This window comes from Eisenibacter elegans DSM 3317 (assembly GCF_000430505.1).
Classification (GTDB): domain Bacteria; phylum Bacteroidota; class Bacteroidia; order Cytophagales; family Microscillaceae; genus Eisenibacter; species Eisenibacter elegans.
The window spans coordinates 243,889-268,458 of the sequence record NZ_AUMD01000011.1 but is presented as its reverse complement, the minus strand read 5'-3'; the positions used below and the strand labels follow the sequence as shown (position 1 = coordinate 268,458).

Genomic DNA, 24,570 nt, shown 5'->3' with positions numbered 1-24,570 from the left:
GTGAAGTATATGCTCAAAACTTCTGCCACCCAATGGGTAGCAGAAGTTTTTATTTTATGTTTCCTCTATTTTTGGGTCTATTCCCAAGTAAAGAGAGGGAAAGTTTGCATCCACTCGTTTACTTCGTGTTTGAGCAAACCAAGCTTGGCCTCATTGTCGTGATTCATCAAGGCTTGGTCAATCAAATCAGCGATTCGAGCCATATCCGTTTCCTTGAGCCCTCGTGAGGTAACAGCAGCCGTACCGAGGCGCATCCCAGAGGTTACAAACGGCGACTTGTCGTCAAAAGGAACCATATTTTTGTTGATGGTAATATCAGCTTGAATCAGAGAGTTTTCGGCCAGTTTGCCGTTCAAACCCTTAGAGCGCAGGTCAATCAACATCAAGTGATTGTCTGTCCCGTTGGAGATGATTTGGTAGCCTTTGTTGAGCATCGCCGTGGCCAAAGCTTGGGCATTGCGGCGCACCTGCTGCGCATAGAGGCCAAAATTATCAGAGAGCGCTTCGCCATAGGCGATAGCCTTGGCAGCAATAACGTGCTCCAGAGGGCCGCCTTGGGTACCGGGGAACACCGCAGAGTCTAATAGTGCCGACAACATACGCAGGTTGCCCTTAGGGTCTTTGATGCCGAAGGGGTTCTCGATGTCGTGGCGGAGCATAATCATCCCGCCGCGAGGGCCGCGCAAGGTCTTGTGAGTTGTGGTAGTTACGATATGGCAGTACTCCAGCGGGTCGTTGAGCAAACCCTTGGCAATCAAGCCGGCAGGGTGTGCAATATCGGCCAAGAGCAAGGCACCCACTTGGTCGGCAATACGGCGTAGGCGGGCATAATCCCAATCACGCGAATAAGCCGAAGCACCACAGATAATCAGCTTAGGCTGCTCTTTGCGGGCAGTAGCCTCCACCTTGTCCCAATCAATCAGGCCTGTTTCGGGCTCTACTCCATAAAAGGAAGGCTGATACAGCTTACCCGAGAAGTTTACGGGCGAACCGTGTGTCAAGTGCCCGCCGTGCGAAAGGTCAAAGCCAAGGATTTTGTCGCCTGCATTCAGTATGGCCAGCATCACGGCCGCATTGGCCTGCGCGCCAGAGTGTGGCTGTACATTCACCCAAGTAGCACCAAACAGCTCCTTGGCACGGTCGATGGCCAACTGCTCTATCTGATCTACAACTTCGCAGCCACCATAATAACGCTTGTTAGGAAGCCCTTCGGCATACTTGTTGGTCAAGACAGTACCCATCGCCTCTATCACTTGCGGAGAGGCAAAGTTCTCAGAAGCAATCAGCTCAATCCCGTGAGTTTGGCGATGGCGCTCCTGCTCAATAAGGTCAAATATTTGGGTGTCTCGTGTAATAGAGACGGGTGTGAGGGTAGACATAAGCAAAGGGGGATAATTTTAGCCAAAAATACAAAAAAAATCCTAGAGCTGAAGGGTATCCCTCGCCACACTAGGGCTTCCACACCAAAAATACAGCCTTGTAGGCTTCCCATTATCAAGCATTCGCCCCCTTCCCAAACACTCAAAATCGAGGTATTTGACTTTCGTAGAGCGTTTTGATGCACAAACCCTGCCTCCATACAAGAATCTACCAAGGAATCTCTTCCACACACGAGGCTAGTACACACAAATTCACTAACTTTGCTCTCCAAAAACAAGCCGTCAAAGGCGCTTGTCTTTGTTTGTTTTGGGGCTTCCCCTTCGGGGTCGGGCTATCACCAGTAGCTTGCGGCAAGCCGCAAGGCTACTTGGCAGGGCTAGCGCCTGCATCCTTCGCACTCTCGTGCTCGGATGTCCCTAAGCCGCTTGCGCACGCATAGGGGGCGCACACCCCTAGGCTTTTGCATACAACTGTGTAGCCCACCCCACACAAGCCCCCTCTGGTACAAACGCATTTCATAGTTCATCCGTCCTACTTCATACTCAATAAAAAATGTTGCTCAGCGAACAAGAAATCGTCCGACGCGAAAAACTCGAACAACTCCGCGCCCTAGGCATCGAACCCTACCCGGCAGCGCTTTATCCCGTATCAGCCCTTAGCCAAGACCTCAAACAGGCCCTTGAGCCACAGCTCCAGCCCGGCGAGCAGAGCCAAGACCCTCAGTACCAAGAGGTGTGTATGGCCGGTAGGCTGATGAGCTTCCGTATTCAGGGCAAGGCTTCTTTTGCAGAGTTGCAAGATGCCCAAGGGCGCATCCAGATTTATGTCAACCGCGACGAAATCTGCCCCGGCGAAGACAAAGAGCTGTACAACACCGTTTTCAAAAAACTGCTCGACCTTGGCGACTTTATCGGCGTGCGTGGGTTTATGTTCAAAACACAAATGGGCGAGTTGACCCTACACGTCCGCGAGCTACACCTGCTGAGCAAGTCTTTGCGCCCCTTACCCCTGCCCCGAACTGACAAAGACGGCAATGTATATGATGCCTTCACCGACCCTGAGCTACGCTATCGCCAGCGCTACGCCGACTTGGTCGTAAACCCACAGGTCAAAGAGGTATTCCTGAAGCGTACCAAGATTATGCAGGCCATGCGCCGCTTTTTCGATGAGCGCGGCTACCTCGAAGTCGATACGCCCGTCTTGCAGCCCATTCCCGGAGGAGCCAGCGCCCGCCCCTTTATCACCCACCACAACACGCTCGATATGCCCCTCTACCTGCGTATCGCCAACGAGCTGTACCTCAAGCGCCTTATCGTAGGCGGATTGGATGCGGTGTATGAATTTTCGCGCAACTTCCGCAACGAAGGGATGGACCGCACCCACAACCCCGAGTTTACTGTCATGGAGCTATATGTAGCCTACAAAGACTACCGCTGGATGATGGAGCTCACCGAAGAGCTACTCGAAACAGTGGCCTTGGCCGTACACGGCACTACCGAAGTACAGCTCGGCGACAAGGTCATCAACTATCAACGTCCCTACCGCCGCGTGTCTATGTATGATGCCATCAAGGAATATACCGGCATCGACATCAGCCAGATGGACGAAACCCAGCTGCGCCAAACTTGCCAGCAACTCCAAATCGAAGTAGACGATACAATGGGCAAAGGCAAACTGATAGATGCCATCTTTGGCGAAAAGTGCGAGCCTCATTTTATCCAGCCTACCTTCATCATCGATTACCCCATCGAAATGTCGCCGCTCTGCAAACGCCACCGCGACAACCCCGACCTCACCGAACGCTTCGAGCTGATGGTCAACGGGAAGGAGCTGGCCAATGCCTACACCGAACTCAACGACCCCATCGACCAACGCGCCCGTTTCGAAGAACAACTCAAGCTCCAAGACCGAGGCGATGATGAGGCGATGTTTATCGACCAGGACTTCCTGCGCGCCCTCGAATACGGTATGCCCCCTACCTCAGGGATTGGGATTGGTATCGACCGTCTGACGATGTTTATGACCAATCAGGCCTCTATCCAAGAAGTGCTCTTCTTCCCACAAATGCGCCCTGAGAAGTTTGCCAGCGTTGCCAAAGTCGAAGACTATGTGGCCGTCGGCGTGCGTGAAGAGTTAGTCCCCATTCTGCAAAAACTTAAACTCCTGACCATCGAGGAGTTGCGCAAACAAGACCCCAACAAGCTCCACCAAGAGGTATGTGGAATGCGCAAAAAACTCAAACTCAACGATGTACAAAACCCCAGCAAAGAAGAGGTCGCTGCTTGGCTACAGGCATAGCCCCTCGACACAGCGCAGGGCTTGATCTATAACAACCTACCATCCCTCAAGGCTCGATTGCCTTGGGGGATTTTTTGTGTGCCGACAGATTAGGGGCTATTCCACGCCACTAGACATTTTCCAAACCCTATACTAGTTAAAACTACGGGTTAAGTCTCATTTTACCCCCAAAAATAGGGCCTCAGCTTGTCTCGGAGCTGGAGCACCGAGCCACCTTTCCAAGAATGTTCAGTAGCAGATAACCACTCTTTACTTCTTTGGTTTTTGTAGAGATTGTATTGCTAAAAATCTACAAAAATCAATTTATGTGAAATTTTAGCCGATTAATAGGAACTATTGCATAGATTTTGTTTGTTCAATATTGAATTAGAAATTACACACCTACATCTTAGCTCCTCAATGTTATGGTTCGTGTCATCAATAGCAAAAACTTAAACTCTGCGCTCCCTGAAGTACTCCAAAACTACCAACAGATTTGTGACAAGCAAGCGCAACGTATCCAGAAAATCCAAGCAAAAAAGGCTACTTTCTCCAGATAACAAGTTCTCACACTGTTTTGTACCAATCCAGTTCTAGAATAGTCACCTCTCAAAAGGTGGCTTTTTTGTCATTGGGGAGGGTAAGAGGCTGGTGCTGATTTTGGACTTTTTCTTTTTTAAATGTTAGCTTTTTTATGTAGACTTGTGCCATCAATCGGAGGGGCTTTGGCCTCTCCTGCTCATTTGAACCACAAGATACGATGGACATAACATTCAACAAAAACGAAGATGCTAACAAACAACTGGTCTTTCAGTTGCGCCAAAAATTCAAACAAGTAGCGCTTGGCGGGGGCGAAAAAAAAATAGCCCAACAACACGCCAAGGGCAAACTCACCGCCCGAGAGCGTATTGACTACCTACGGGATGAGGGAAGCGATTTTTTAGAGATTGGCGCTTTTGCCGGCGAAAAGATGTACCCCGACGAAGGAGATGTGCCCGCCGGGGGCGTGATTGCCGGCATCACCAAGGTCAGCGGGAGAACGTGTGTGGTACTGGCCAATGATGCGACAGTGAAGGCTGGAGCTTGGTTTCCGATTACAGCCAAAAAAAACCTACGCGCCCAAGAAGTAGCTATCGAAAACCGCCTACCTATTATCTACCTTGTAGATAGCGCCGGGGTATACCTCCCGCTACAGGCCGAGGTTTTTGCAGATAAAGAGCACTTCGGGCGAATGTTTCGTAACAACGCCCAGATGTCGGCCAAGGGTATTGTACAAGTAGCCGCCATTATGGGCAGCTGTGTGGCCGGCGGGGCATACCTACCCATTATGTCAGATGAAGCACTGATTGTCGAAGGAACAGGCTCCATTTTTTTGGCAGGCCCTTATCTTGTCAAAGCCTCTATTGGCGAAGAGGTAGATGCCGAAACACTGGGCGGAGCTACCACCCAATCTGAAATCTCGGGCGTAACGGACAATAAGTATCCTGATGATAAGAGCTGCCTCGATGCCATCAAAAAAATATTTGACAAACTGGGCGAAAACCCCAAGGCTGGGTTCAATCGCGTTGCCCCGCAGCCCCCTGCGGCCAATCCTGCGGATATTTATGGCATCCTACCCGACGACCGCGTGAAGCCCTACGAAATGCGCGAAATCATCAAACGCTTGGTAGACAATTCCGAGTTTGAAGAATATAAGGCAGGCTATGGGCAAACCATCCTCTGTGTACGCGCTCGCATCGAGGGCTGGGCCGTGGGGATTGTGGCCAACCAACGGACAGTGGTCAAGTCCAAAAAAGGAGAAATGCAGATGGGCGGTGTAATTTACTCTGATTCGGCTGACAAGGCAGCCCGGTTTATCATGCTCTGCAACCAACAAAAAATACCCTTGGTGTTTTTGCAAGACGTTACGGGCTTTATGGTCGGTAGCCGCTCCGAGCAGGGCGGTATCATCAAAGACGGGGCGAAGATGGTCAGCGCGATGGCCAACTCTGTCGTCCCCAAATTTACCATTGTGGTGGGCAACTCGTATGGAGCAGGCAACTATGCCATGTGTGGCAAAGCTTATGACCCCCGCCTGATTTATGCTTGGCCTACGGCTCAAATGGCTGTAATGAGTGGCGCTTCGGCAGCCAAAACCCTACTCCAGATACAGGTAGCCGGGCAGAAAGCCAAGGGCGAAACCCTTAACCCTGAAGCCGAAAAACAACTGCTTGACGAAATCACACAGCGCTACCAAGAGCAACTCAGCCCCTACTATGCTGCTGCACGCCTTTGGGTAGATGGCATCATAGACCCTCTCGAAACCCGCCGCGTCATTGCTACAGGGATAGAAGCAGCCAATCACGCCCCCATCACAGAGCAGTTCAATGTAGGCGTTATTCAAACATAAGCCCTACAACACTGTATTGACTAAAAACCCACGGTTTCACCGTGGGTTCATTCTGTTTATTGTAAGGCTCCGACCAAGTAATTGAGTACGGGGTTTTCGGGTTTTTGGGGTGTTACAAAAGGCAGGGTTTTGTAAGTAGGAGGCAAAATAAGTTGGCGCTCGACCATTTCGTTGATGGTCTCGATATAGCGGATATTGGTCTTGCCTACCAGCAAGTTATCTAGCGACTTGCCTGCTTCAAAATGATTCAACAACTCTTTAAAGCCTTTGAGATAGAGGTAGTCTTTGGTAAATCCTCCCCCCCGATATACCCTCGTGGTAAGATAATAGGCCTTGTCGGCTTCCATTTTGTGCTCTTCGTGGAGGCGCAAGAAAGTTTCTTTGAAACTAAATCCTCTGATCATCAGCGAGATAGCCACTACCCTCAGCGCCAGCTCCTTGAGCCGAATGGTGCTGAGATTGTCGGAGAGGTATTCGCTCAAAATCGCCAAGCCCTCTTGTGTTTGGGTATTGACAGGCAGGCCGATGCGGAAGATAGACAGCGGTTGCTCGCGGGCGTTCATCGTCGTAACCATATGTACGCCTATCTCGTGGTGTACGAGTGCACGGAGGTTACGCTTCGAGAATACAATCCCCTTTTTGAGCAGTAGTAGTTTCTTGCTGCTATTCACCTCGGCCTTGGCCGATAGTTGGTCTGAGATGCGGATGCTGAAATCGAAGTTGTAGTCTTTGGCGCTTTCCATAAAAATATGCTTGGCTTCTTCGGCAGGCACCACCTCTTCATCTTCCGCGTCTCGAATATCGGGTGCATAAAGAAGAAAATAGGCGTTGTTGAGCGTATGCTCGTCAGGCTCCCCAAAATAGCGCAGGCAGTTGTACAAAAACCGTGGTGTTCCCAAAGACGAAAGCAGATCCACCTTGTCGGCATAGGCGTTGATTACATCGATGTAGAGCTGTCGGATGCTGACATCCGAGATATTTTGCACGGGCAGCTGATAAAACTGCCGCTTTAGCTCATACGGATTGATCACAATAGGCCGATAGCGAAACTCAGGGTCACGTTTAAACTTAGAGGCAAAAAACCGCTTTTTCTCTGTTTCTGTATTCATTGGGTTGACATAGGCCAAGACCTCAAAGTTCTTGACTAATTTCAGCAAAGCCTCATCCACTTTCAGAATAGCGCTATCCATCTCCGATGAAAGCAAGGAGCTCTTTTTGGTGATTTTGAGACTGGTTTGTTTGCGCACAAAAAACGACGCATTATTGACAATAGCCCCTTTGAGCGCCTTGGTCAGCTCCTCGATCACTAGCGGGTAGGGCTGGCTAGTGTCGGGGTTGCTGTATACCTTTTTGAGGTGTGTAGAGAGCACCAAGGTCTTGTGGAAGTGTTGTAAGAGATACTGCTGTAGATACCCCTCCCCTTTGAACCGCTGATTGATGGCTGCTCCGGCCTGAAAATTACGCCCTTCGATGCCGGCCAGCTCCTCGTACCAGTGGGCAATAAACTTGGCAAATTTTTTCTGCAGCTTAGGACTAGCCCCTATATCAAACAATGGCGGTTCGGTGGGCAAGTGTTGATAGGTATAGGCCTGAAAGTCATAGACCAAACAGGCCTTGAACTTCTGCTCCAGCTTTTGTACGAGGGCTTGCAAGACCCTATAAAATCCATTATGCCGCAGCAATGTGCGCTCTTGTGTGTGCTTATTGGGGGCAGGATGCCACACGGCCTGTTCTCGGTATTTTTGGAGCAAGGCATACTCAGGTGGCAGGTCAAGGTTGCACTCAAAAAGCGATACCCGCCCTACAATACTGATGGGAAGCGAGGCAACAAATGTGGCCGTATGCGGAGCCTGCGCCTGATTGCGAACGGCTTCTTCGAGCATAAAAGCTTTTTCGAGCGAGGGGTGCATCCCTTGCCCTGCGTGCAACGCCACACAGACAAAGGGCGCATACTCTTCTATTTTGAGGGTAAAGGTCTGAAGCTCATCACTGACCTCCATAGGTTCTTCGGCGGCAATGCGTGCCAGTATTTCATCAATGGGCAGTAGTTCCATAGAAGCGGGGGGTGTTACGTTGGATGCTGAAAAGTAGCAATAAAAACGTAAATCCCGGTGGTTTGGATATGGTTATTAGCTACAACACCTGCCTCAGCCACAAGTAGGCCTTATGCTGCTCTTCGGCAGTGCCAAAAAAGAGCAAGTGATAAGCATAATTGCGGCGATGAATGGGAGAAGGGTCAAGGGTGAGCAGCCGCTCATAAACCAAAGACTTGAGGTGTGGAGGCAATGCCGCCAAGGTCTTGTCACATTCAATCTTATCAAGCAAGGCTTTGGGTGTTTCACACTGCCCTAAGGCCTGTATGAAGGCCTGTTCGGTACTCTGCTCGGTGTAGGCAGTCAAAAATTTTTGGCGGCAGAGGGTATAGAGTAGTTGTTCGGCTACCCCACTGCGGGAGAGGGTATCGTGTGTGTTCATATCCGCACAGTCTAAGTCAATACTACGACGCACGTGCCTTGAGGGGAGGCAAGGTTAGTGAGTCAAAAATTGCGCCCAATTTTGTACCTGTGAGCGCTGCTCGGGCAATGGCTGCTGGAAAATAACTTGGCGGCGTGCTTGCTGTATTTTGAGCATCCATTCGCGCACGGTGGCGTATTGGGGGTGTGCCCAAGTGTATAGTGTTCCATTGCGTAGGCACAACACCAACTGGTGCCGGGTTGCCGCATTGCCTGCCCAGCCTAGGCCTATAAAAAACAGACTCACCCCAAGCAAGGGATTGAGCAATACGCCTATCAGCCCTAGGATAATCAGTACGATAGCCGGGTAGTTGGTGCTCCGAACCACATTGTACTCCACCGAGTCCAAGTCTGCTAGTAAGATACGCTGATTGTCCAGCCACAAATAGCCTTTATCTAGTTTTAAATCAACAGGAGGAGTGTTTTGAGTTTGCATTTGATGAGTAGTTTTGTTCAACCATTGGTACAAAACTAAAGAGCCGGTGCGCACTCTATTTGCACACCGGCTCAGGGGGGAGAATTACTTGTGATTTTTTACAAAGCTTGTGACTCTTTTTGGAGGCTTTCGATCATTTTGCGCAAATCTTTTTCATCTTTGAAGACATTGGCATAGACAGCGCGAATCATTCCCTGCCCGTCGATTAGATAGGTAATGCGGCGGGTGAACTTGATGAGGGGGTCAAACGCATCGTAGCTGCTGGCTACCCGACCGTCTACGTCGGCCAAGAGCGGAAAGGGGATGTTGTGGGCTTCGATAAAACGATGGTGAGTCTCCAAATCGTCCGTACTGATACCCACGACAGCCACTCCGAGATTGTTGAAAAACTCGAAGGTATCACGAAAAATACAGGTTTCTACCGTACACAAAGGCGTAAAGTCTTTGGGGTAAAAATATAGAATCAGAGCCTTGCCCCGTAGGGCTTCTGAGAGCTGGAAGTCGCTGCCGGCAGTAGAAGGCAGCCTAAAATCAGGGGCGGGAGTGTTGATGGTGAGTGCCATAGTTTGGGAAGTGTTAAGTATCTGTGTGATAAAAAAAGCTATTGAAAAATGAAACGGTGATGCCAACCAATCGCACCAAAGACTATTGTAGCCAAGAAGCCAACATCCACGAGACCTTTTCTTGTTCCCTAATATAGTCGCTCAACATCGCCGTTGTTCCCTCATCGCTCAAGGCTTGGGCTTCTTCGAGCAAGCTACGTTCTAGCTCCAACAAAGCCGACAGATTTTCTACTACCAAGTCCACCGCTTCTCGCGCTTCGCTGATGTCTTTGCCAATACGCAAACGGTTGAGCGATAGGTATGCCTCGAAAGTATGGACAGGGCGCGCACTCAAGGTCAAGATACGCTCAGCGGTCTCATCGATTTTTAGCTGTGTATCGGTATACAGCTCTTCAAACTTAGTGTGGAGTTGAAAAAAATGCTCTCCTTTGATATTCCAATGTAAGCCACGCAAATTCTGATAGTATATCTGCATATTGGCCAAAAGTTGGTTGAGACCTTCAGCTAATTTGCTTGCTTTTTCGGGGTTAAGACCAATGTGGTTGATATTTTTGCTTGTGTTCATAAAATTAGACGTTTGTTTAGTGATATTGATAGGCAAGATGTTTCGCTCCTGAGGAGGCATACACTTGCTTGATTAACACTACAAAGGTAGCACAAATTAAGATATAATAAAAATCGATAGTTATTATAAAAAAATAGATTTTGATTATATTTGCCAGCTAAAGCTTGAAACATATGCTCACTTCTGCCCAATTCACACTCATACAACTAGAGTATATCATTGCCCTAGATACCTACCGGCATTTTGTAACCGCCTCCGAAAAATGTTTCGTAACCCAACCTACGCTCAGTATGCAAGTCAAAAAGCTGGAAGAAAGCCTAGGGGTTACGATTTTTGACCGCAGCAAGCAGCCTATCGTCCCTACAGATATCGGCGAAGAAATCATCGCCCAAGCCCGTGTGATTTTGCGCGAGGCCAAGCGTATCGACGAACTGCTCCAACAATACCGTCAAGAAACGAAGGGGCAACTGCGCGTGGGAATTATTCCAACCCTAGCCCCCTACTTATTGCCCCGGTTTGTGGGTAATTTTATCCGACAATACCCAGAGGTACAGCTGCATATCCAAGAACTTCAAACACACGACATCATCCGTGCATTACAAAACGACAGCATTGATGTCGGCCTGCTTGTCAGCCCACTCAAAGAGCCGGGACTTCGGGTGAGGCCGGTATTTTATGAAGGTATCTTGCTCTACTTACACCCTAGGCATCCGCTGCGTGCACAAGAAACCGTTGCGCTAGAGACCATAGACCTAGAACAACTCTGGCTGCTCAACGAAGGGCACTGCTTCCGAAGCCAGATGATCAACCTCTGCGCCCCCAAAAGGCAACAAGTAACGGCTACACAAAGGCTCTCGTTTGACTATCAGAGCAATTCGCTCGAAACCCTGCGCCGAATGGTCGATGCCGAGGGCGGATACACCCTGCTACCCGAGCTGGCCACACTCCAAACAGAAGAGGCACTACCACAAGTACGAGCCTTTGCCGGAGAGATGCCCCTGCGCGAGGTGAGCCTCGTTACCCTGCGCGATGCCGTCAAGCGCAAACTCACCGAAGCACTCTATGAGGCCGTCCGACAGGCAGTGCCGGAGTATATGCATCCCGCAGCCCGTGGGCAGGTCGTGCAGTGGGCTTAAGCATTTGTTTATAACCAACCCTCAATACCCTCTCCTCAATTGTAATCGGTCTGTAACAATTTTGTATTTCCCTCTCTCTGTTTTCAAAAACTCTTTACAATGCTCGATATAAGCGTCAATTTGTTTGTCATGTTCTTTGCTAAATTCAGCAGCAGTTATAAACTTTCGGCTGTTCGGAAAATCTTCTATCAAAACCGCCAAGTAGCTGTAAGTAACAAAATACGCTGAGGGGAAATACAAATTGTACTCGTTACGGATTTGAATTTTCTTATCGAGCTGTGCTGCAAAAAAATCTACCAACTCTTGGCAAGGCATAAAAGTCAGAGTTTCAAAAATGGTATAAAGATAAACGTCCGGCCCACCCATGTCGTCTAAACGCTTAATACTGTCTGTTACGGAACTCAGCAATGTTTCTATGGCTTGTTTGTCGCCCAACCTGCCCAAAGCCATCAAGGCATACATATCAGGGATATGAAAAGTTGTTCTTGGGTCAAATGAGCGAGAGTAGTTTTTACCCCCATAGAGTTCTCGATAATGTGCGGCAGCTTCCCAAAGTTGGGGCTTGAGGGTATCCAAATCTAAAAAAGCGATTAAAGAAAGTTCTGTCTCGCTCAAATCAGGAGCATCGGCAAACATCGTCTGCATAAACAAGTCCCTTGCCTTGGGGCTAAAATACTCCCTTCGTGACTCAAATCTGAGAGGGTTTAAAGCCCGCTTATTGGGTTTATTACCAATAAGTCCTGCTCGCCATTTGACTAAGGTATAAGTTACATGTTGTTTTTGGTAGAGGGGGGATTTGGGGTCATATTATTACTCCGTTAAGTATATCCTGTGCAGCGTTACGAATAACGCGCACGGTATCATTTAGCATATAATTTTCCAATACGCTCAGTGCTGTCATCTGCCCTGCACTGTCTAAAGAGGCAAAGTACAACTCTTCCTCGGATGGGTACTTTCCGCTGCCGGGTTCTTGCCTGCGCAATTTTGAAAAGCGTATTTCTTCAAACTGCTCTGCTATCAAGAGTGAGTCTTGGTTGGGCACTTGGGCATAGCTTGTGCAAAAGAAGAAAAGATGAACTGCTAACAAAGCATATTTTTTTGGCATAAGTATGTGATTTTATATCCAATCGGAATTAGTTTGGAATTTGGGAAATATAGGAGCCACCGGACATTTTTCAAATCCATTTTGTCCCAAAAATAAGGCTGCAACTTATCTTGGAGCTGGAGCTCCGAGCTACTTTTCCAAAAATATCCAGTGGCGTGTAACCAAACGATACACAAGACCTTTGCCCCCTTCTTGCTTTGCTATCAAACTACCCAAAACCAAGCGTGTTTTTGTGCCCATACTAGGCAAAAAACACAGGCCTAACAGCGCATTGTGGAGAGAATTTGATAATTTAAGCCAGCATTAGCGGCTATTTTGCCCAAAAACCTCCTCAAACCCTCCTCTTATATGAACCAAATTTTTACCTACTTACTATGCTTTTACTGGCTTTATGCGCTTGGGCTACAGGCCCAAACGGCCAAGGTATCGTTTGAGCTGCAATTTCCTCAAGCTCAAAACAATGCGCTGCTCGATGGCCGTGCGATGGTGTTTCTGTCCACCCAAGACGGTGCCGAGCCACGGTTCTTAGTCAAGGATGGCCCGGATACCCAGCTGCTCTTTGGGGCTGATGTAGAAGACTGGCCTTCGGCCAAAGCCTTCAGTGTACACAGCGACAACAGCTTCGGCTACCCTATCGAAGCGCTCAGCGCTTTGCCCGCAGGTACCTATTATGTACAGGCGATGTTGCACCATTATGAGACCTTTCGCCGCGCCGACGGGCACACCATCAAACTACCCATGGACAGGGGTGAGGGGCAAAACTTCCGCATCGCCCCCGGCAATTGGTACAGCAAGCCAATGCGCATAACCATTGAAGCCAACAAGGCGCAGGTCGTCAAGCTAGTGCTAGACCAAATCAACCCACCCATCCGTGACCCTGAAGAAACCCGCTATATCAAACACATACGCATCCGCAGCGAGCTGCTCTCCAAATTCTGGGGGCGCGATATGTATCTGGGCGCACACGTGCTGCTGCCCGAAGGCTTCGACCAACACCCCGAAGCGCGCTACCCGCTCATTGTCAATCACGGCCACTTCTCGGCAAAGTTTGAAGGCTTCCGCGAAACGCCGCCTCCTGCGGATATGGACACCACCGACTATAGCGAACGCTTTGGCATTTATGGATACAACAAAATCATCCAAGAAGAGGCCTACCAGTTTTACAAAACTTGGACAAGTGCTGACTTTCCCCGCTTTATCATCATCGAAGTCCAACACGCCAACCCTTTTTATGACGATTCGTATGCGGTCAATTCGGCCAACATCGGCCCCTATGGCGATGCGATTATGTATGAGCTGATTCCACATATCGAGCAGCGTTTCCGAGGTATAGGCGAGGGCTGGGCACGCTTTACCTATGGTGGCTCTACCGGTGGCTGGGAAGCGCTCGCCGTGCAGGTGCTCTACCCCGATGAGTTCAATGGTTGTTTTGCAGCCTGCCCTGACCCTATCGACTTCCGCGCCTACACGACGGTCGATATTTACAAAGACAAAAATGCCTACTTCTACGAAAGCGCCTTCAAACAAACTCCACGCCCCGGAAAGCGCAATTATTTGGGGCAAATCGAGGCTACGCTACAAGAGATGAACTACCGCGAGCTGGCCTTGGGCAATCGAAGCCGCTCCGGCGACCAATGGGATATCTGGCAGGCGGTTTACTCGCCGGTAGGAGATGATGGCTATCCCAAACCTATTTGGGACAAATACACCGGCGACATCGACCGGTCGGTAGCCGAATATTGGCGCGAAAACTACGACCTAAGGCATATTATGGAGCGTGATTGGGCTACCTTGGGGACGAAGCTAAGAGGCAAAATACACCTTTATTGTGGCGATATGGACAATTTCTACCTCAACAATGCGGTGTATTTGGCAGAAGAATTTCTCAAAAAAACCAGCAACCCGCCTTATGAAGGTTTGGTAGATTATGGCGACCGCGCCGAACACTGCTGGAACGGCGACCATAGTCAGCCCAACTATATCTCTCGTTTGCGCTATCACACCATGTATGTCAAGCGCATCTTGGAGCGCATCGAACAAAGCGCCCCCAAAGGCGCAGACCTCAAAAGCTGGCGCTATTAGCCAAGGACGTTGAAACACACCACAGGATATTTTCCTAAACCCCACCCTTAAAACGATGGGTTAAGGCTCATTTGATTCCCCAATAAGACCTCGGCTTGTCTCAGACATAGGGTAAATGGTTTCGGGGTGATTTCCATTGTTTTTCAGTATTAGTTAGGGTAATCAAAACCAAGCTTTTGTAGACTTTCTAGGCGCTTCCGTGATTTTGGCAATCAGGTTCTCGAAAACCTCTTTAGTGATTAGTGGTAGATTTGAGCCAAATTTATGATAGAGCCATTTTCTACTGCTTGTGTTTCACAAATTTTGCTGTTTTTCCCACAATTTATTGGTGATTATAATCATACAAGATTGTATTGATTTTTTAGATACATTCATTGACTTTGTCTATATCTTCGCTCGTTTTGTTGTTCCTATAGCTGCTGTATATGCCTTATACCCCTCAGCCAAGCTTGACTGAGGGGTTGGGAGGTTGAGGGCTGCCGGTTTTATTTGCCCTTGGGCTGAGCTTTGAGCTGGTCTCCCAGTAGTTGAGTAATCGACTGCAAGGTCTGTTGTTGGGCGCTGCCATCTATGGCCTTGATAGCCAAGGACTGTACCTGAGCCATGGTGGTTTCGAGGCGGGCGTTCAGTCGGTCGATTTGGCTCTGCTGAACAGTCAGAGTTTGCTGCAAGTTATCGACCTTGAGCTGGTAGATGCTCTCTTGGGCTTCTACTTCTTTGGCCAATAGCTCAGCCTTAACACGCGCATCCTTCTCGGCGATGGCTTTGCCTTCGGCCTCAGCCTTTTTGAGAGCGCTGTTGAGCTTATCGGAGACTTCCTCATACTCCTTTTTGTATTTTTCAAAATCAGCTTCGCGGTCGGCCACTGTTTTTTCCTCTTTGTCCCAGCCCTCTTGCGCCTGTTCCAGCTGCTCGTCGAGGTTTTTCTGAAGGGCTTGTTGTTTTTGACTGTATTCGTCTTCTTGAAGCTCCCGTCCAAGCTGAAGGTCGTAGTCATATTTTTCGAGGTCGCGTTGCTTGTCTGTTTCATCTTGATAGGCTTGTACTTGGGTTTGTTCCTGATGAGTTTTGTACTCCTGTTGCCATGCATCTTGTTGTGTTTCCCATTGGTCGTCGAGCAGTTGGGTTTTGGTACGAAGCTCTAGGGCAAAAGCCTCTTCTTTTTGTTCAAACGAGGCGATAAGCTCTTCTACCAATCCATCGCGGCCTTCGGCTTGGTAGAGCTGCCGGAGTTGGGTACGTTGCTCTTCGATTTCGGCACGCAGTTCGGCCAGTTTATCTGCTTTGAGGGCGAGCTTATCCGTGATTTGGCTGACGGCCACGCCCAAGCCTTCTCCTACTTGACTCAGCGTCTGAATGATACCCTGCAAGGTCTTGGGTGTCATCTGGGCCTGACCGTTGTCATGGGAGCTGCCATTGCTGCTAGGCTGTGTTTCTGACACAAGGTACTTTTCGAGCTTTTGCTCTAGAATGTTGATGGCTGCGCTTTCAAAAGACTTCAGGCTTTCACCTTGCGTTTTTGGAGCAACGGTTTCGGCTATTTTGCGCGCTGCTTCGGCCTTTCGGAGCTTGCCGAGCAGCTCGTTTTTCTCCCGCATCAGGTCATTGTATGCCTGAAGAATGTCGTTCTTGGTATTTTTCAGAGTTACTTTGCTCATCGATGTTGTTTTTGAGAGGTGAATAGGGAACTCAAATTGGCCTTGTTTTATCAGATTTAGGAAACCTCGTTGCTGTCATCACCTTTGGCAGTTTTTCGGCTGCGGGCAGCGCTCGTAGCAGCGACAGTCGTAGCGGCAATACTTCGGGTTTGGCTCAGCGCCTGAGCGGAGAGCTGCTGTACTTGCAGTAGGGCTTCGCGCAATTCGGTATTGAGCTTTTCGAGATACTGTTGGTTTTTCTCTACTTTTTGCTCTAGGTCAGCGATTTGGGCTTCGAACCGTTGTTTGCGGCCTTCGGCGGCTTTGAGCACGAGGTCAGCCTGATTTTTAGCATCTCTGTGCGTATCTTCGGTGGCTTTTTTGCGGGCTTTTTCCGTTTCTTGCTTGAATTCGGCCTCAAATCCATCCACCCGTGTTTTATATTTTTCGTAATCAGCCTTCAGCTCATCCAACTTTTGGCGGCGTTTGTTCCAATCTTTTTGCTTTTGGGCGGCTTGTAGGGCAATGAGTCGGCCTTGCTTTTTCTTCTTTTCGTCAAAAGCATCGGCTTCCTCTTGATAGCGCCTTGCCAAGTGATACTGGTGTGCTTCCAGTTCTCGCTGGCGTTTTTGGTTGAGTTCTTCTTGCCAAGCTTGTTTGGCTTTGGCATATTGGGTAGCTTGTTTTTCCCAAGCATTGCGGAGCTGCTCGGCTTCTTCTTCGAGCGCCTTGAGGCGTGTGCGTTGTTCTTCTTCGAGGGTTCGGAGTTGGAGATTGTGTTCTAGCTCCAAGACGTGGAGGGCATCAGCAGCAATTTTGGTATCGCGCAACTCTTGGAGTTGTTGAGAGGCTACCGTCAGGGCTGTGTCCAAATCCTGTAGCTTTTGTTCTTCGGCTTCGAGCTGTTCTACGAGGCTGCGTGTGGTATTGACAAATCCCACTTGTAGTTCGGCCAAGGATTTGAGAATCACCTCGGCGGTGTAGTCGGCGGCCTTTTCGGCAGTTTGGCGGTCTTCGTCGCGACGAGCTTGTTCCTCCTTGGTGAGGACGAGGCGGGCTTTGGCTTGGCGCTCCTGCTTGAGTTGCTCAAAAGCATCCAAGAGTGCTTCTTTGGCTTGGAGAGGTGGTTTTTTCATCCAACTGTACGTTTAGGGTATGACCATCATCTTGATACTTCAAAGGTATTGACCAAGGATGCAGCCTATATGTACAGTGCTTATTTTTTGAGCAAGATGCCATAAAAAAATCCGATACTTTCGAAGGTATCGGACTGTATGGGTAGATGCCTAATCGACCCTTGAGCATCAAGAAGCGCTAATGGCTGTGAAGACACAGCCAAAGGCGGATTTTTTCGGAGATATAGACGCTAAAGGGTCTTGTATATCAAGAAAATTCATCCTAATAAATCTTGACCCAAAATCGCATTTGAGGCCTAGTTTGGTTGATAAGACGGTGTGTTTTTTCAACAAATGTTTTTTACTTGAGCGGCGCATTTCAGGGTCTTAGGATTTCCCACCAAAACAAGCTGCTTTTCGAGCCTATATCAATACCAGCGTATAGAGGTAGTCGGCAGCCATTCTTTGATTTTACTCCGGAACTGTTCCTCCCAAGGGTTTTGGCCTAAGTGCAGCTCTATGAGGTTGGTAAGGCGGCAAATGTCTTCAGGGATCTGTCGAAGTTGGTTGTTTTGCAATTCCAATTTTTGGAGGTGTGTCATCTGAAAGACACTACCAGGCAAGCTAGCAAGCTGGTTATTGGCAAGATTCAGCTCTTTGAGTTGTTTTAGCCCACCGATAGTGAGGGGCAAGCTTGTGATTTCACAAAAAGAGAGGTCTAATGTCTGTAAGTTGCCCGGTTGGGTGAGCAACTGTAGGGTATGTCGCTTATCGAGGGCGGGGGTATGGCTTAGAGAAAGATGTTGGAGCGAAGCCAAGCGCCCAAATGTAGGAGGGAGCTCCTGTAATGGCGTTTTGGCTAGCGAGAGGGTATGTAGCCAACGCAAGGCGCTGATGCTCTCAGGCAATTGGCGCAGCGGAGTTTGATGTAGATACAGCTGGCGCAGTTGTGTGAGTTGATGGATATTGATGGGAACTTCTTCGAGGGTATTGTTAGCTAGGTAAAGTGTCTGTAAATTGTGTAATCCTACGATGACCTCCCAGGCTTGTGTCCACTGTAATTGGTGGTTTTGCCCCAAATACAGTTCGCGCAACTGGGCGAGCTGCGTCAGTGAAGCTGGTAACCGTGTCAGTTGGTTTTGGCTAAGGTTCAACATACGCAGCTGGGGCAACATCCCAAGGCTATGGGGTAATTGCTGGAGTTGGTTGCCCGAAAGGTCAAGCACTTGTAGGCGACGCAAGGCCGAAAACTCCTCCGAAAGTTGTTGGAGCATATTGGATTGCAAGTACAACTCTTCGAGCATTGGCAGTCGGAAAAGCGCTTTAGGAAGAGATTCGAGCGTATTTTGGTACAAATCCAAGGTTTCGAGGCTCGCCAAGAGCGCAATCTCTTCGGGTAGTGTTTGGAGTTGGTTATTGGCTAGGTGTACTTTTTTGAGGGAGGGGATTTTCCCCAACACAATAAAAGCCTGTGCCATATCCAAGTGAGGGTTATTGCTCAAGTTGATTTCACGCAGTTGGCTGAGTTGGGCAATGGCTTCAGGCAATTGGCTCAACTCATTGCCATACAAATCCAACACTTCTAAGGCTTCAAGCGTTGCTATTTGGTTGGGCAAAGTCTTGAGCCGCAGCTCGCTAAGGTCTAAGTGCTTGATTTGCTTGGGGTGGAGCAGCGCATCCTCCAAAGAAGTAGTGTAAGTGCCGGCAAATGGGGATGTGGTAGCCCGTGCGCTTTGTTGCTCTTGCGCCCATACCTCTACACTGAGCAATAATAAAATGCTACAAAGTAGGTATACCGTATTGTTGAAAGTACTCATAGAATATCAACGCTATAATTTGTGGTGTCGCAAAGGGGATTGCCCTTCTTATCAAACGATGGTATATCCCCTTGTGTCCCTGAAAGTAAGTATGATAGCCAGAGGGTAGATGTACCTAAGTACCCCAATATCGTATAAGTCGAGGTTTGAGAGGAGTACTTTGGCACTTACTTGTGTACCAAAATCTTGTGTTTTCTTGTGTATTCAACTGATTTCAAAGTCTTTTGGGCTAATTGAAACTGTATTATACTTGTATGCCTGTAGTCTGTCGACGTATGATTTTGAATGAATACGTAGCAAAGTAGCCGCGTTTTTGGGCTAATACAACACTTTGTATTTTAGCTGCATCTGTTCGAGAGATTGTAACAGGTCATCGTCATAGCGGACTTGGTACTTGGTAGCGCGTGTCGAAAGCTCTAGGTCTTGCTCCAAGGCCGCAATGTTGATAAGTAGTTGGGCATCGCCGGGATATTTTTCGATTTCGCTAACAAAGCGCTGTAAGAAGCTTTCCTCTTGCAGTTGTTTGGTAGAGAGCAACACGGCAATCCCTCGGCAGAGCTGTGTTTGTTGGTCTTCGATGGGGTTGATGCTACTGATACGAAACTCCTGTTGGTCGGTGTTGTAGCGGGTTTGTACCTTGCCTTTGAGCAAGACAATATCACCGGCTTGGAGGCTTTGGCCATATTCCATATGCAGTTCGTTGAAGAGCGCAAAATCTGCCGTACCATACTCATCCTCAGCGATGAAGGTCGTAAAACTGCTACCGTTCTTGGTTTGCTTTCGGGCTACTGTCTGTATAACGGCAGCAATGGTCAGGCCTTGCCCTCCTTTGCCTACGGTCATATAGTTGGTCAAGTTGGCATTGCAAAGCCGCTCTACCACACCTTTGTACACGCCCAGCGGATGGCCGGAGATATAAAAACCAACCACCTCTTTTTCTCTCTCCAACTTCTCAATAGCACTCCACTGTGGTACATCGGGCGGTGGGGGCTCGGAAATACCGCTGCCTCCAGCGCCAAACAACGAAACACTATCGGCCTCCTCTTGGCAGGCAGTACCATAGCGCAAGAGTTTTTCAAGAAAAGTAGTGGCCTCTGTAGGATATGGGACAAAATACTGTGCTCTGTGGAAGCCGAAGGAATCGAAGGCGCCGGCTTGGGCTAGGCTTTCAAACGATTTTTTGTTGACCGTCCGAAGGTTGAGCCGCTTGGCTACTTCGTAGATGCTGCCAAAAGGTCCGTTGGCCTCCCGCTCTTGGATGATGGCCGATACTGCCGCCTCGCCAGTACCCTTGATGGCAGCCAAGCCAAAGCGAATCTGCCCTTGGTCATTGACCGAAAAGGTAGCCTGACTTTCGTTGATGTCCGGCCCGAGGACTTGCAACTTCATCGACTCACACTCCTTGATGAAGAAGGTGATTTTCTCGATGCTGTTCATATTGTGTGTCAGCACAGCAGCCATATACTCTGCCGGGTAATTGGCTTTGAGATAAGCTGTTTGGTAAGCCACTACTGAGTAGGCCGCCGAGTGTGAGCGGTTGAAGCCGTATTCGGCAAACTTCTGCATCACATCAAAAATCTCGTTGGCCTTGGCGGCGGGGATGTTGTTTTTTTCGCGGGCACCCGTAACAAAAATCTCCCGCTGCTTGTCCATCTCCTCTTTCTTTTTCTTACCCATCGCTCGTCGGAGAATATCCGCGCCGCCGAGGGTATAGCCGGCCAAAATCTGCGCCGTCTGCATAATCTGCTCCTGATAGACCATAATGCCGTAGCTATAGTTCAGGATGGGTTCGAGCAGGTCGTGTGGATACTCTACTGGTTCTTTGCCGTGTTTGCGGTTGATAAAGTTGGGGATAAACTGCATCGGCCCCGGACGGTAGAGGGCGTTCATCGCAATCAGGTCTTCAATATTAGTCGGCTTGAGGTCGCGCAGGTACATCTGCATCCCTTCAGACTCAAACTGAAACGTACCGATGGTTTGGCCTTTTTGATACAGCTCGAAGGTCTTGGGATCGTCCAGCGGGATGGTATCGATGTCAATCTCGATGCCTTTGTTCTGCTTTATCAGCCTTAGCGCATCCCGGATAATGGTCAGGGTTTTGAGCCCCAAAAAGTCCATTTTCAGCATCCCGGCAGACTCTACCACCTTGCCGTCAAATTGGGTAACCAACAAATCAGCATCTTTCGACACACAGACGGGGATGTACTTCGTAATGTCGTCGGGGGCGATGATGATACCCGCCGCGTGGATGCCTGTACCGCGTACAGAGCCTTCTAACACCACTGCCTGTTGGAGCACCTTGGAGGCAAGGTGTAGCTTGGGGTCGCCTTGGTAAATCATGCGCAGCTCGGCCTCTTGCTCGATGGCATCTTTGAGCTTAGTACCGGGCTTTTCGGGCACTAGTTTGGCAATTTTGTTGCCTTCGGCCAAGGGCAAGTCCATCACCCGCGCCACGTCTTTGATTGACATCTTGGCGGCCATCGTACCATAGGTAATGATTTGAGCCACTTGGTTTTTGCCATACTTCTCGACCACATAGTTGATTACCTCCTGACGGCCTTCGTCGTCAAAGTCGATGTCAATATCAGGCATCGAGACCCGCTCAGGGTTCAAAAAGCGCTCGAAGAGGAGGTTATACCGGATAGGGTCAATGTTGGTAATCCCGATACAAAAGGCCACTGCCGAGCCGGCAGCCGAACCACGTCCCGGCCCTACCGAAACACCGCGCCGGCGAGCTTCGTTCATAAAGTCTTGCACAATCAAGAAGTAGCCCGGAAAGCCCATATCCTTGATGACCTTCAGCTCTAGGTCGAGGCGGTCGCGTATTTCGGGAGTAATCTCTCCATATTTTTGCTTCGCCCCCTCGTAGCTCAGGTGGCGGAGGTAATCATCTTGGTCTTCAAACTCAGCCGGAATTTCATAACGGGGCATCAGAATATCCCGCGAAAGCTTGATAGGGCTACATTTGTCAATCACCTCTTGTAGGTTTTCGAGCGCCACTGGAATATCCGAAAACAGCTCGTTCATCTCCTCTTGGCTCTTGAAGTAATAGTCGTCATTGGGCATTCCGAAGCGTGTACCACGGCCAAACCCAATGGGAGTGCTCTTTTTCTCCCCATCCTTCACACAGAGCAGTGAGTCGTGTGCGTCGGCATCCTTACGGTCGAGGTAATAACAATCGTGTATGGCCACGGGCTTGACATCGTACTTGGCTGCAAACCTGAGCAAAACGGCATTGACGCGGTCTTCTTCGGGCAGGCCGTGCCGCTGTAAAGACACATAAAAATTGTTGCCGAAGGTCTCCTTCCACCAACGGAAAGCCTCTTCGGCCTCGTGTTCGCCCCTATTGAGGATGAGGTTGGGTATTTCGCCCGAAAGCCCTCCTGTGAGCGCTATCAGTCCTTCGGCGTGTTCGGCTATCAGCGCCTTGTCTACCCTTGGGAAGCCTGCATAATATCCCTCGGTATAGCCCAACGAAACCAACTCCGACAAACGATGATAAGCCGCTTGGTCAGTAGCCAGCAAAACCTGCTGAAAACGACGGTCGGGGTTGCCCTTGGTAAACTGCTTTTTGAGTCGCTCTTCGGCCACATATACCTCACATCCCATAATCACCTTCAGGCCCTGGGCTGCGCCTTCTTCTACGGCATTGTAGGCCACGTGCATATTGCCCAAGTCAGTAATGCCGATAGCCTCCATCCCGTTGGCCTTGGCCTTGGCGATGAGCTTTTTGATATTGGCCGTGCTCTGCAAAATAGAAAACTGTGTATGCACATACAGGTGGCTGAAGGGTACGGGCTGTTCCAACTGGCCACGAAACTGCGCCGGGATGGCATTGGCACTGCTTTTTTTCTTGACAAAATTAGCCTCTTCAAGCACAGGAGCCTCATAGCGGATATCGACCAGAGGTGTTTCGTCTATAGGTTGTGCGATGCCCTGGTGTAGAAGTCCGAAAAAACAACGGGCGGTAGCGGCTACGTCATAGGCTGCGTCGTGTGCTGCGTCAAAGCCCTCTCCAAATAGTTTTTCGTGCAGCTCGATGAGCTTCGGAAACTTAAACTTCCCCCCACGCCCCCCGGGGATTTGGGTAAATTCTGCTACAGCCTCGCTGCTGCTGTCAAAAACGGCGCGATCAAACAAGGCGCTCTCCATATTGGCACGCAAAAACTCCGCGCCCATAATGTTGAGGTCGAAGCCCACATTGTGGCCGATGAGTAAGGAGGCTTGGGCAATATCTTGGGCAAACACCTGCAGCACCTCTGCCAAGGGCAAACCCTCTTCTTTGGCCAGCTCGGTGGAGATGCCGTGTATTTTTTCGGCGTTGAAGGGAATGGTAAACCCGTCGGGTTGTACAATCAGGTTTTGTGCCCGCACAAGCCGCCCCTGCGCATCGTGCAACTGCCACGCCAACTGAACCAGTCGTGGCCAGTTGTCGAGGTCGGTATGAGGAGCGTCGTAATTTTTGGGAAGCCCGGTGGTTTCGGTGTCGAAAATGAGGTACATACAGCCAGCGCGTTGGTCTACAGAAAAGCTGAAGGCAAGTTACAAAAAACAGGTCAAATGCGTAGCTTTTGCCTAGGTCTTTGGGCGTAATAGCAGACATTTTTTGTGATACGAAACCCATCAAGCCAAGGCAAAATCAGCAACACCAATTTTGATTGGGTATACGCCGCTGTTTATCACACAATCCAGTGGATTTTCAAATCAAATAAACCTTGGTATCACTTTCGATTAAGTATATATCTCACCGTTTATTGTTACTTTAGCGAGGTTTACCTCTCTCACATTGTGTTGTTCAAGTCTTATGTCTATTCCCCCGATTACCCAACTATCTTTTGGGAGCGCTTGGCGCTTATTGTTTTGCAAATTCATTGGCACCAGCCCATCTGCCCCTTCAGACTGGCATTTGTTTGTGTATTTGGCACAACAGACTTACCGTATGCTTTTTGGATTGGGGGTATTTTTTTTGGTTTTATGGCTGCTTTCGTTGTTGTCCAACATCCCCTACACTCAATTTGGGTTTGATTTTTTTGTTAGTATTTTGCCTCCCCTGTGTATTTTGGGACTATGTATTTGGCTTGCCAATAATGGACAAAAAGCATTTTTGGCGCATCACCAAGCACTCAAGGCAGGGCAGGCCTCCCCTATCTTCAGCCCAACCAAGCGCTGGGCGGTGTTCGTATGGCAGTTGGTTTCTATGTTGCTTTTGTTAGAAGCACTAATCTTATTCTTGACGATTGTTACTGTCGTTCTGGCGGCGATAATAGCACTTGCTTTTGCTTCTTGGTATCTTTTGCAAGGCAATTTCGAACGTCCATTTTGGGCCGTCATTCAGCTTATTTTTGGCTATGGCACCTTGCCGGCGGCATTGCTGCGATGGCAAGCAACCGTATTGGCATATGTCGGCATTTCTATCACACATCTGTTTGGTGTGATGTTGGCCTTGCTATTACTGTTGCCTCAGTGGATTCTGAAAGGACGCTAGATACACTTGCGTTTTGCAACTAATTTATCCCAGTGCCCAACATCTCTACAACTTTGTCGTTTATCTTGTT

Annotated in this window: 17 protein-coding genes; 5 read left to right on the top strand and 12 right to left on the bottom strand. The window is 49.2% G+C overall.

Features of this window, described 5'->3' with window-relative positions; genetic code table 11:
* Positions 1 to 77 precede the first annotated feature (77 nt).
* Positions 78 to 1,379 (bottom strand): serine hydroxymethyltransferase, encoded by a 1,302-nt coding sequence (locus tag G499_RS0101835; protein WP_026998528.1) that lies wholly within the window; start codon positions 1,377 to 1,379, stop codon positions 78 to 80.
* Between the two features lie 553 nt (positions 1,380 to 1,932).
* Between G499_RS0101835 and lysS the strand changes: the two genes are divergently transcribed.
* On the top strand, positions 1,933 to 3,678 hold the full coding sequence (lysS, locus tag G499_RS0101830) for a lysine--tRNA ligase (RefSeq protein WP_026998527.1): 1,746 nt from the start codon (positions 1,933 to 1,935) through the stop codon (positions 3,676 to 3,678).
* Positions 3,679 to 4,417: 739 nt separating this feature from the next.
* Entirely contained in the window at positions 4,418 to 6,046 is a 1,629-nt protein-coding gene (locus G499_RS0101815) for an acyl-CoA carboxylase subunit beta (RefSeq protein WP_026998526.1), read from the top strand.
* Between the two features lie 56 nt (positions 6,047 to 6,102).
* On the opposite strand, the gene G499_RS0101810 is transcribed toward G499_RS0101815, so the two are convergent.
* From G499_RS0101810 to G499_RS0101790, 5 genes are all read right to left on the bottom strand, one after another.
* Positions 6,103 to 8,100 (bottom strand): flavohemoglobin expression-modulating QEGLA motif protein, encoded by a 1,998-nt coding sequence (locus G499_RS0101810; RefSeq protein WP_026998525.1) that lies wholly within the window; start codon positions 8,098 to 8,100, stop codon positions 6,103 to 6,105.
* Positions 8,101 to 8,179: 79 nt separating this feature from the next.
* Positions 8,180 to 8,521, bottom strand: a complete 342-nt coding sequence (locus G499_RS0101805) for a hypothetical protein (protein WP_026998524.1) — start codon at positions 8,519 to 8,521, stop codon at positions 8,180 to 8,182.
* 54 nt (positions 8,522 to 8,575) lie between these two features.
* Positions 8,576 to 8,995 carry a hypothetical protein gene (locus G499_RS0101800; protein WP_026998523.1) on the bottom strand — a complete coding sequence of 140 codons (420 nt, stop codon included), beginning with the start codon at positions 8,993 to 8,995 and terminating at the stop codon, positions 8,576 to 8,578.
* Positions 8,996 to 9,093: 98 nt separating this feature from the next.
* Positions 9,094 to 9,558, bottom strand: a complete 465-nt coding sequence (locus G499_RS0101795) for a peroxiredoxin (RefSeq protein WP_026998522.1) — start codon at positions 9,556 to 9,558, stop codon at positions 9,094 to 9,096.
* 82 nt (positions 9,559 to 9,640) lie between these two features.
* Positions 9,641 to 10,123: a Dps family protein gene (locus G499_RS0101790; protein ID WP_026998521.1), complete on the bottom strand. Its 483-nt coding sequence runs from the start codon at positions 10,121 to 10,123 to the stop codon at positions 9,641 to 9,643.
* Positions 10,124 to 10,296: 173 nt separating this feature from the next.
* On the opposite strand from G499_RS0101790, the gene G499_RS0101785 reads away from it, so the two are divergent.
* Entirely contained in the window at positions 10,297 to 11,259 is a 963-nt protein-coding gene (locus tag G499_RS0101785) for a hydrogen peroxide-inducible genes activator (RefSeq protein ID WP_035726252.1), read from the top strand.
* 21 nt (positions 11,260 to 11,280) lie between these two features.
* On the opposite strand, the gene G499_RS0101780 is transcribed toward G499_RS0101785, so the two are convergent.
* Positions 11,281 to 11,904, bottom strand: coding sequence for a hypothetical protein (locus tag G499_RS0101780; RefSeq protein ID WP_154658276.1), 624 nt, complete (start codon positions 11,902 to 11,904; stop codon positions 11,281 to 11,283).
* A 157-nt stretch (positions 11,905 to 12,061) separates the two neighbouring features.
* A complete protein-coding gene (locus tag G499_RS0101775) occupies positions 12,062 to 12,364 on the bottom strand; it encodes a hypothetical protein (RefSeq protein ID WP_026998518.1) in 303 nt (100 codons plus the stop codon).
* A 348-nt stretch (positions 12,365 to 12,712) separates the two neighbouring features.
* On the opposite strand from G499_RS0101775, the gene G499_RS0101765 reads away from it, so the two are divergent.
* Positions 12,713 to 14,446, top strand: coding sequence for an alpha/beta hydrolase (locus tag G499_RS0101765; RefSeq protein WP_026998517.1), 1,734 nt, complete (start codon positions 12,713 to 12,715; stop codon positions 14,444 to 14,446).
* Positions 14,447 to 14,931: 485 nt separating this feature from the next.
* Here G499_RS0101765 and G499_RS0101755 read toward each other — a convergent pair whose 3' ends face one another.
* From G499_RS0101755 to dnaE, 4 genes are all read right to left on the bottom strand, one after another.
* The gene (locus tag G499_RS0101755) at positions 14,932 to 16,104 is read right to left on the bottom strand and encodes a coiled-coil domain-containing protein (RefSeq protein WP_026998516.1); all 1,173 of its coding nucleotides are present in this window, start codon (positions 16,102 to 16,104) and stop codon (positions 14,932 to 14,934) included.
* A 56-nt stretch (positions 16,105 to 16,160) separates the two neighbouring features.
* Entirely contained in the window at positions 16,161 to 17,219 is a 1,059-nt protein-coding gene (locus tag G499_RS0101750; RefSeq protein ID WP_026998515.1) for a coiled-coil domain-containing protein, read from the bottom strand.
* 407 nt (positions 17,220 to 17,626) lie between these two features.
* Positions 17,627 to 19,015 carry a leucine-rich repeat domain-containing protein gene (locus G499_RS0101745; RefSeq protein ID WP_026998514.1) on the bottom strand — a complete coding sequence of 463 codons (1,389 nt, stop codon included), beginning with the start codon at positions 19,013 to 19,015 and terminating at the stop codon, positions 17,627 to 17,629.
* A gap of 318 nt (positions 19,016 to 19,333) precedes the next feature.
* On the bottom strand, positions 19,334 to 23,518 hold the full coding sequence (gene dnaE / locus G499_RS0101740; protein ID WP_026998513.1) for a DNA polymerase III subunit alpha: 4,185 nt from the start codon (positions 23,516 to 23,518) through the stop codon (positions 19,334 to 19,336).
* Positions 23,519 to 23,819: 301 nt separating this feature from the next.
* On the opposite strand from dnaE, the gene G499_RS0101735 reads away from it, so the two are divergent.
* Positions 23,820 to 24,500, top strand: a complete 681-nt coding sequence (locus tag G499_RS0101735; RefSeq protein ID WP_026998512.1) for a hypothetical protein — start codon at positions 23,820 to 23,822, stop codon at positions 24,498 to 24,500.
* The last annotated feature ends 70 nt before the right edge of the window (positions 24,501 to 24,570 follow it).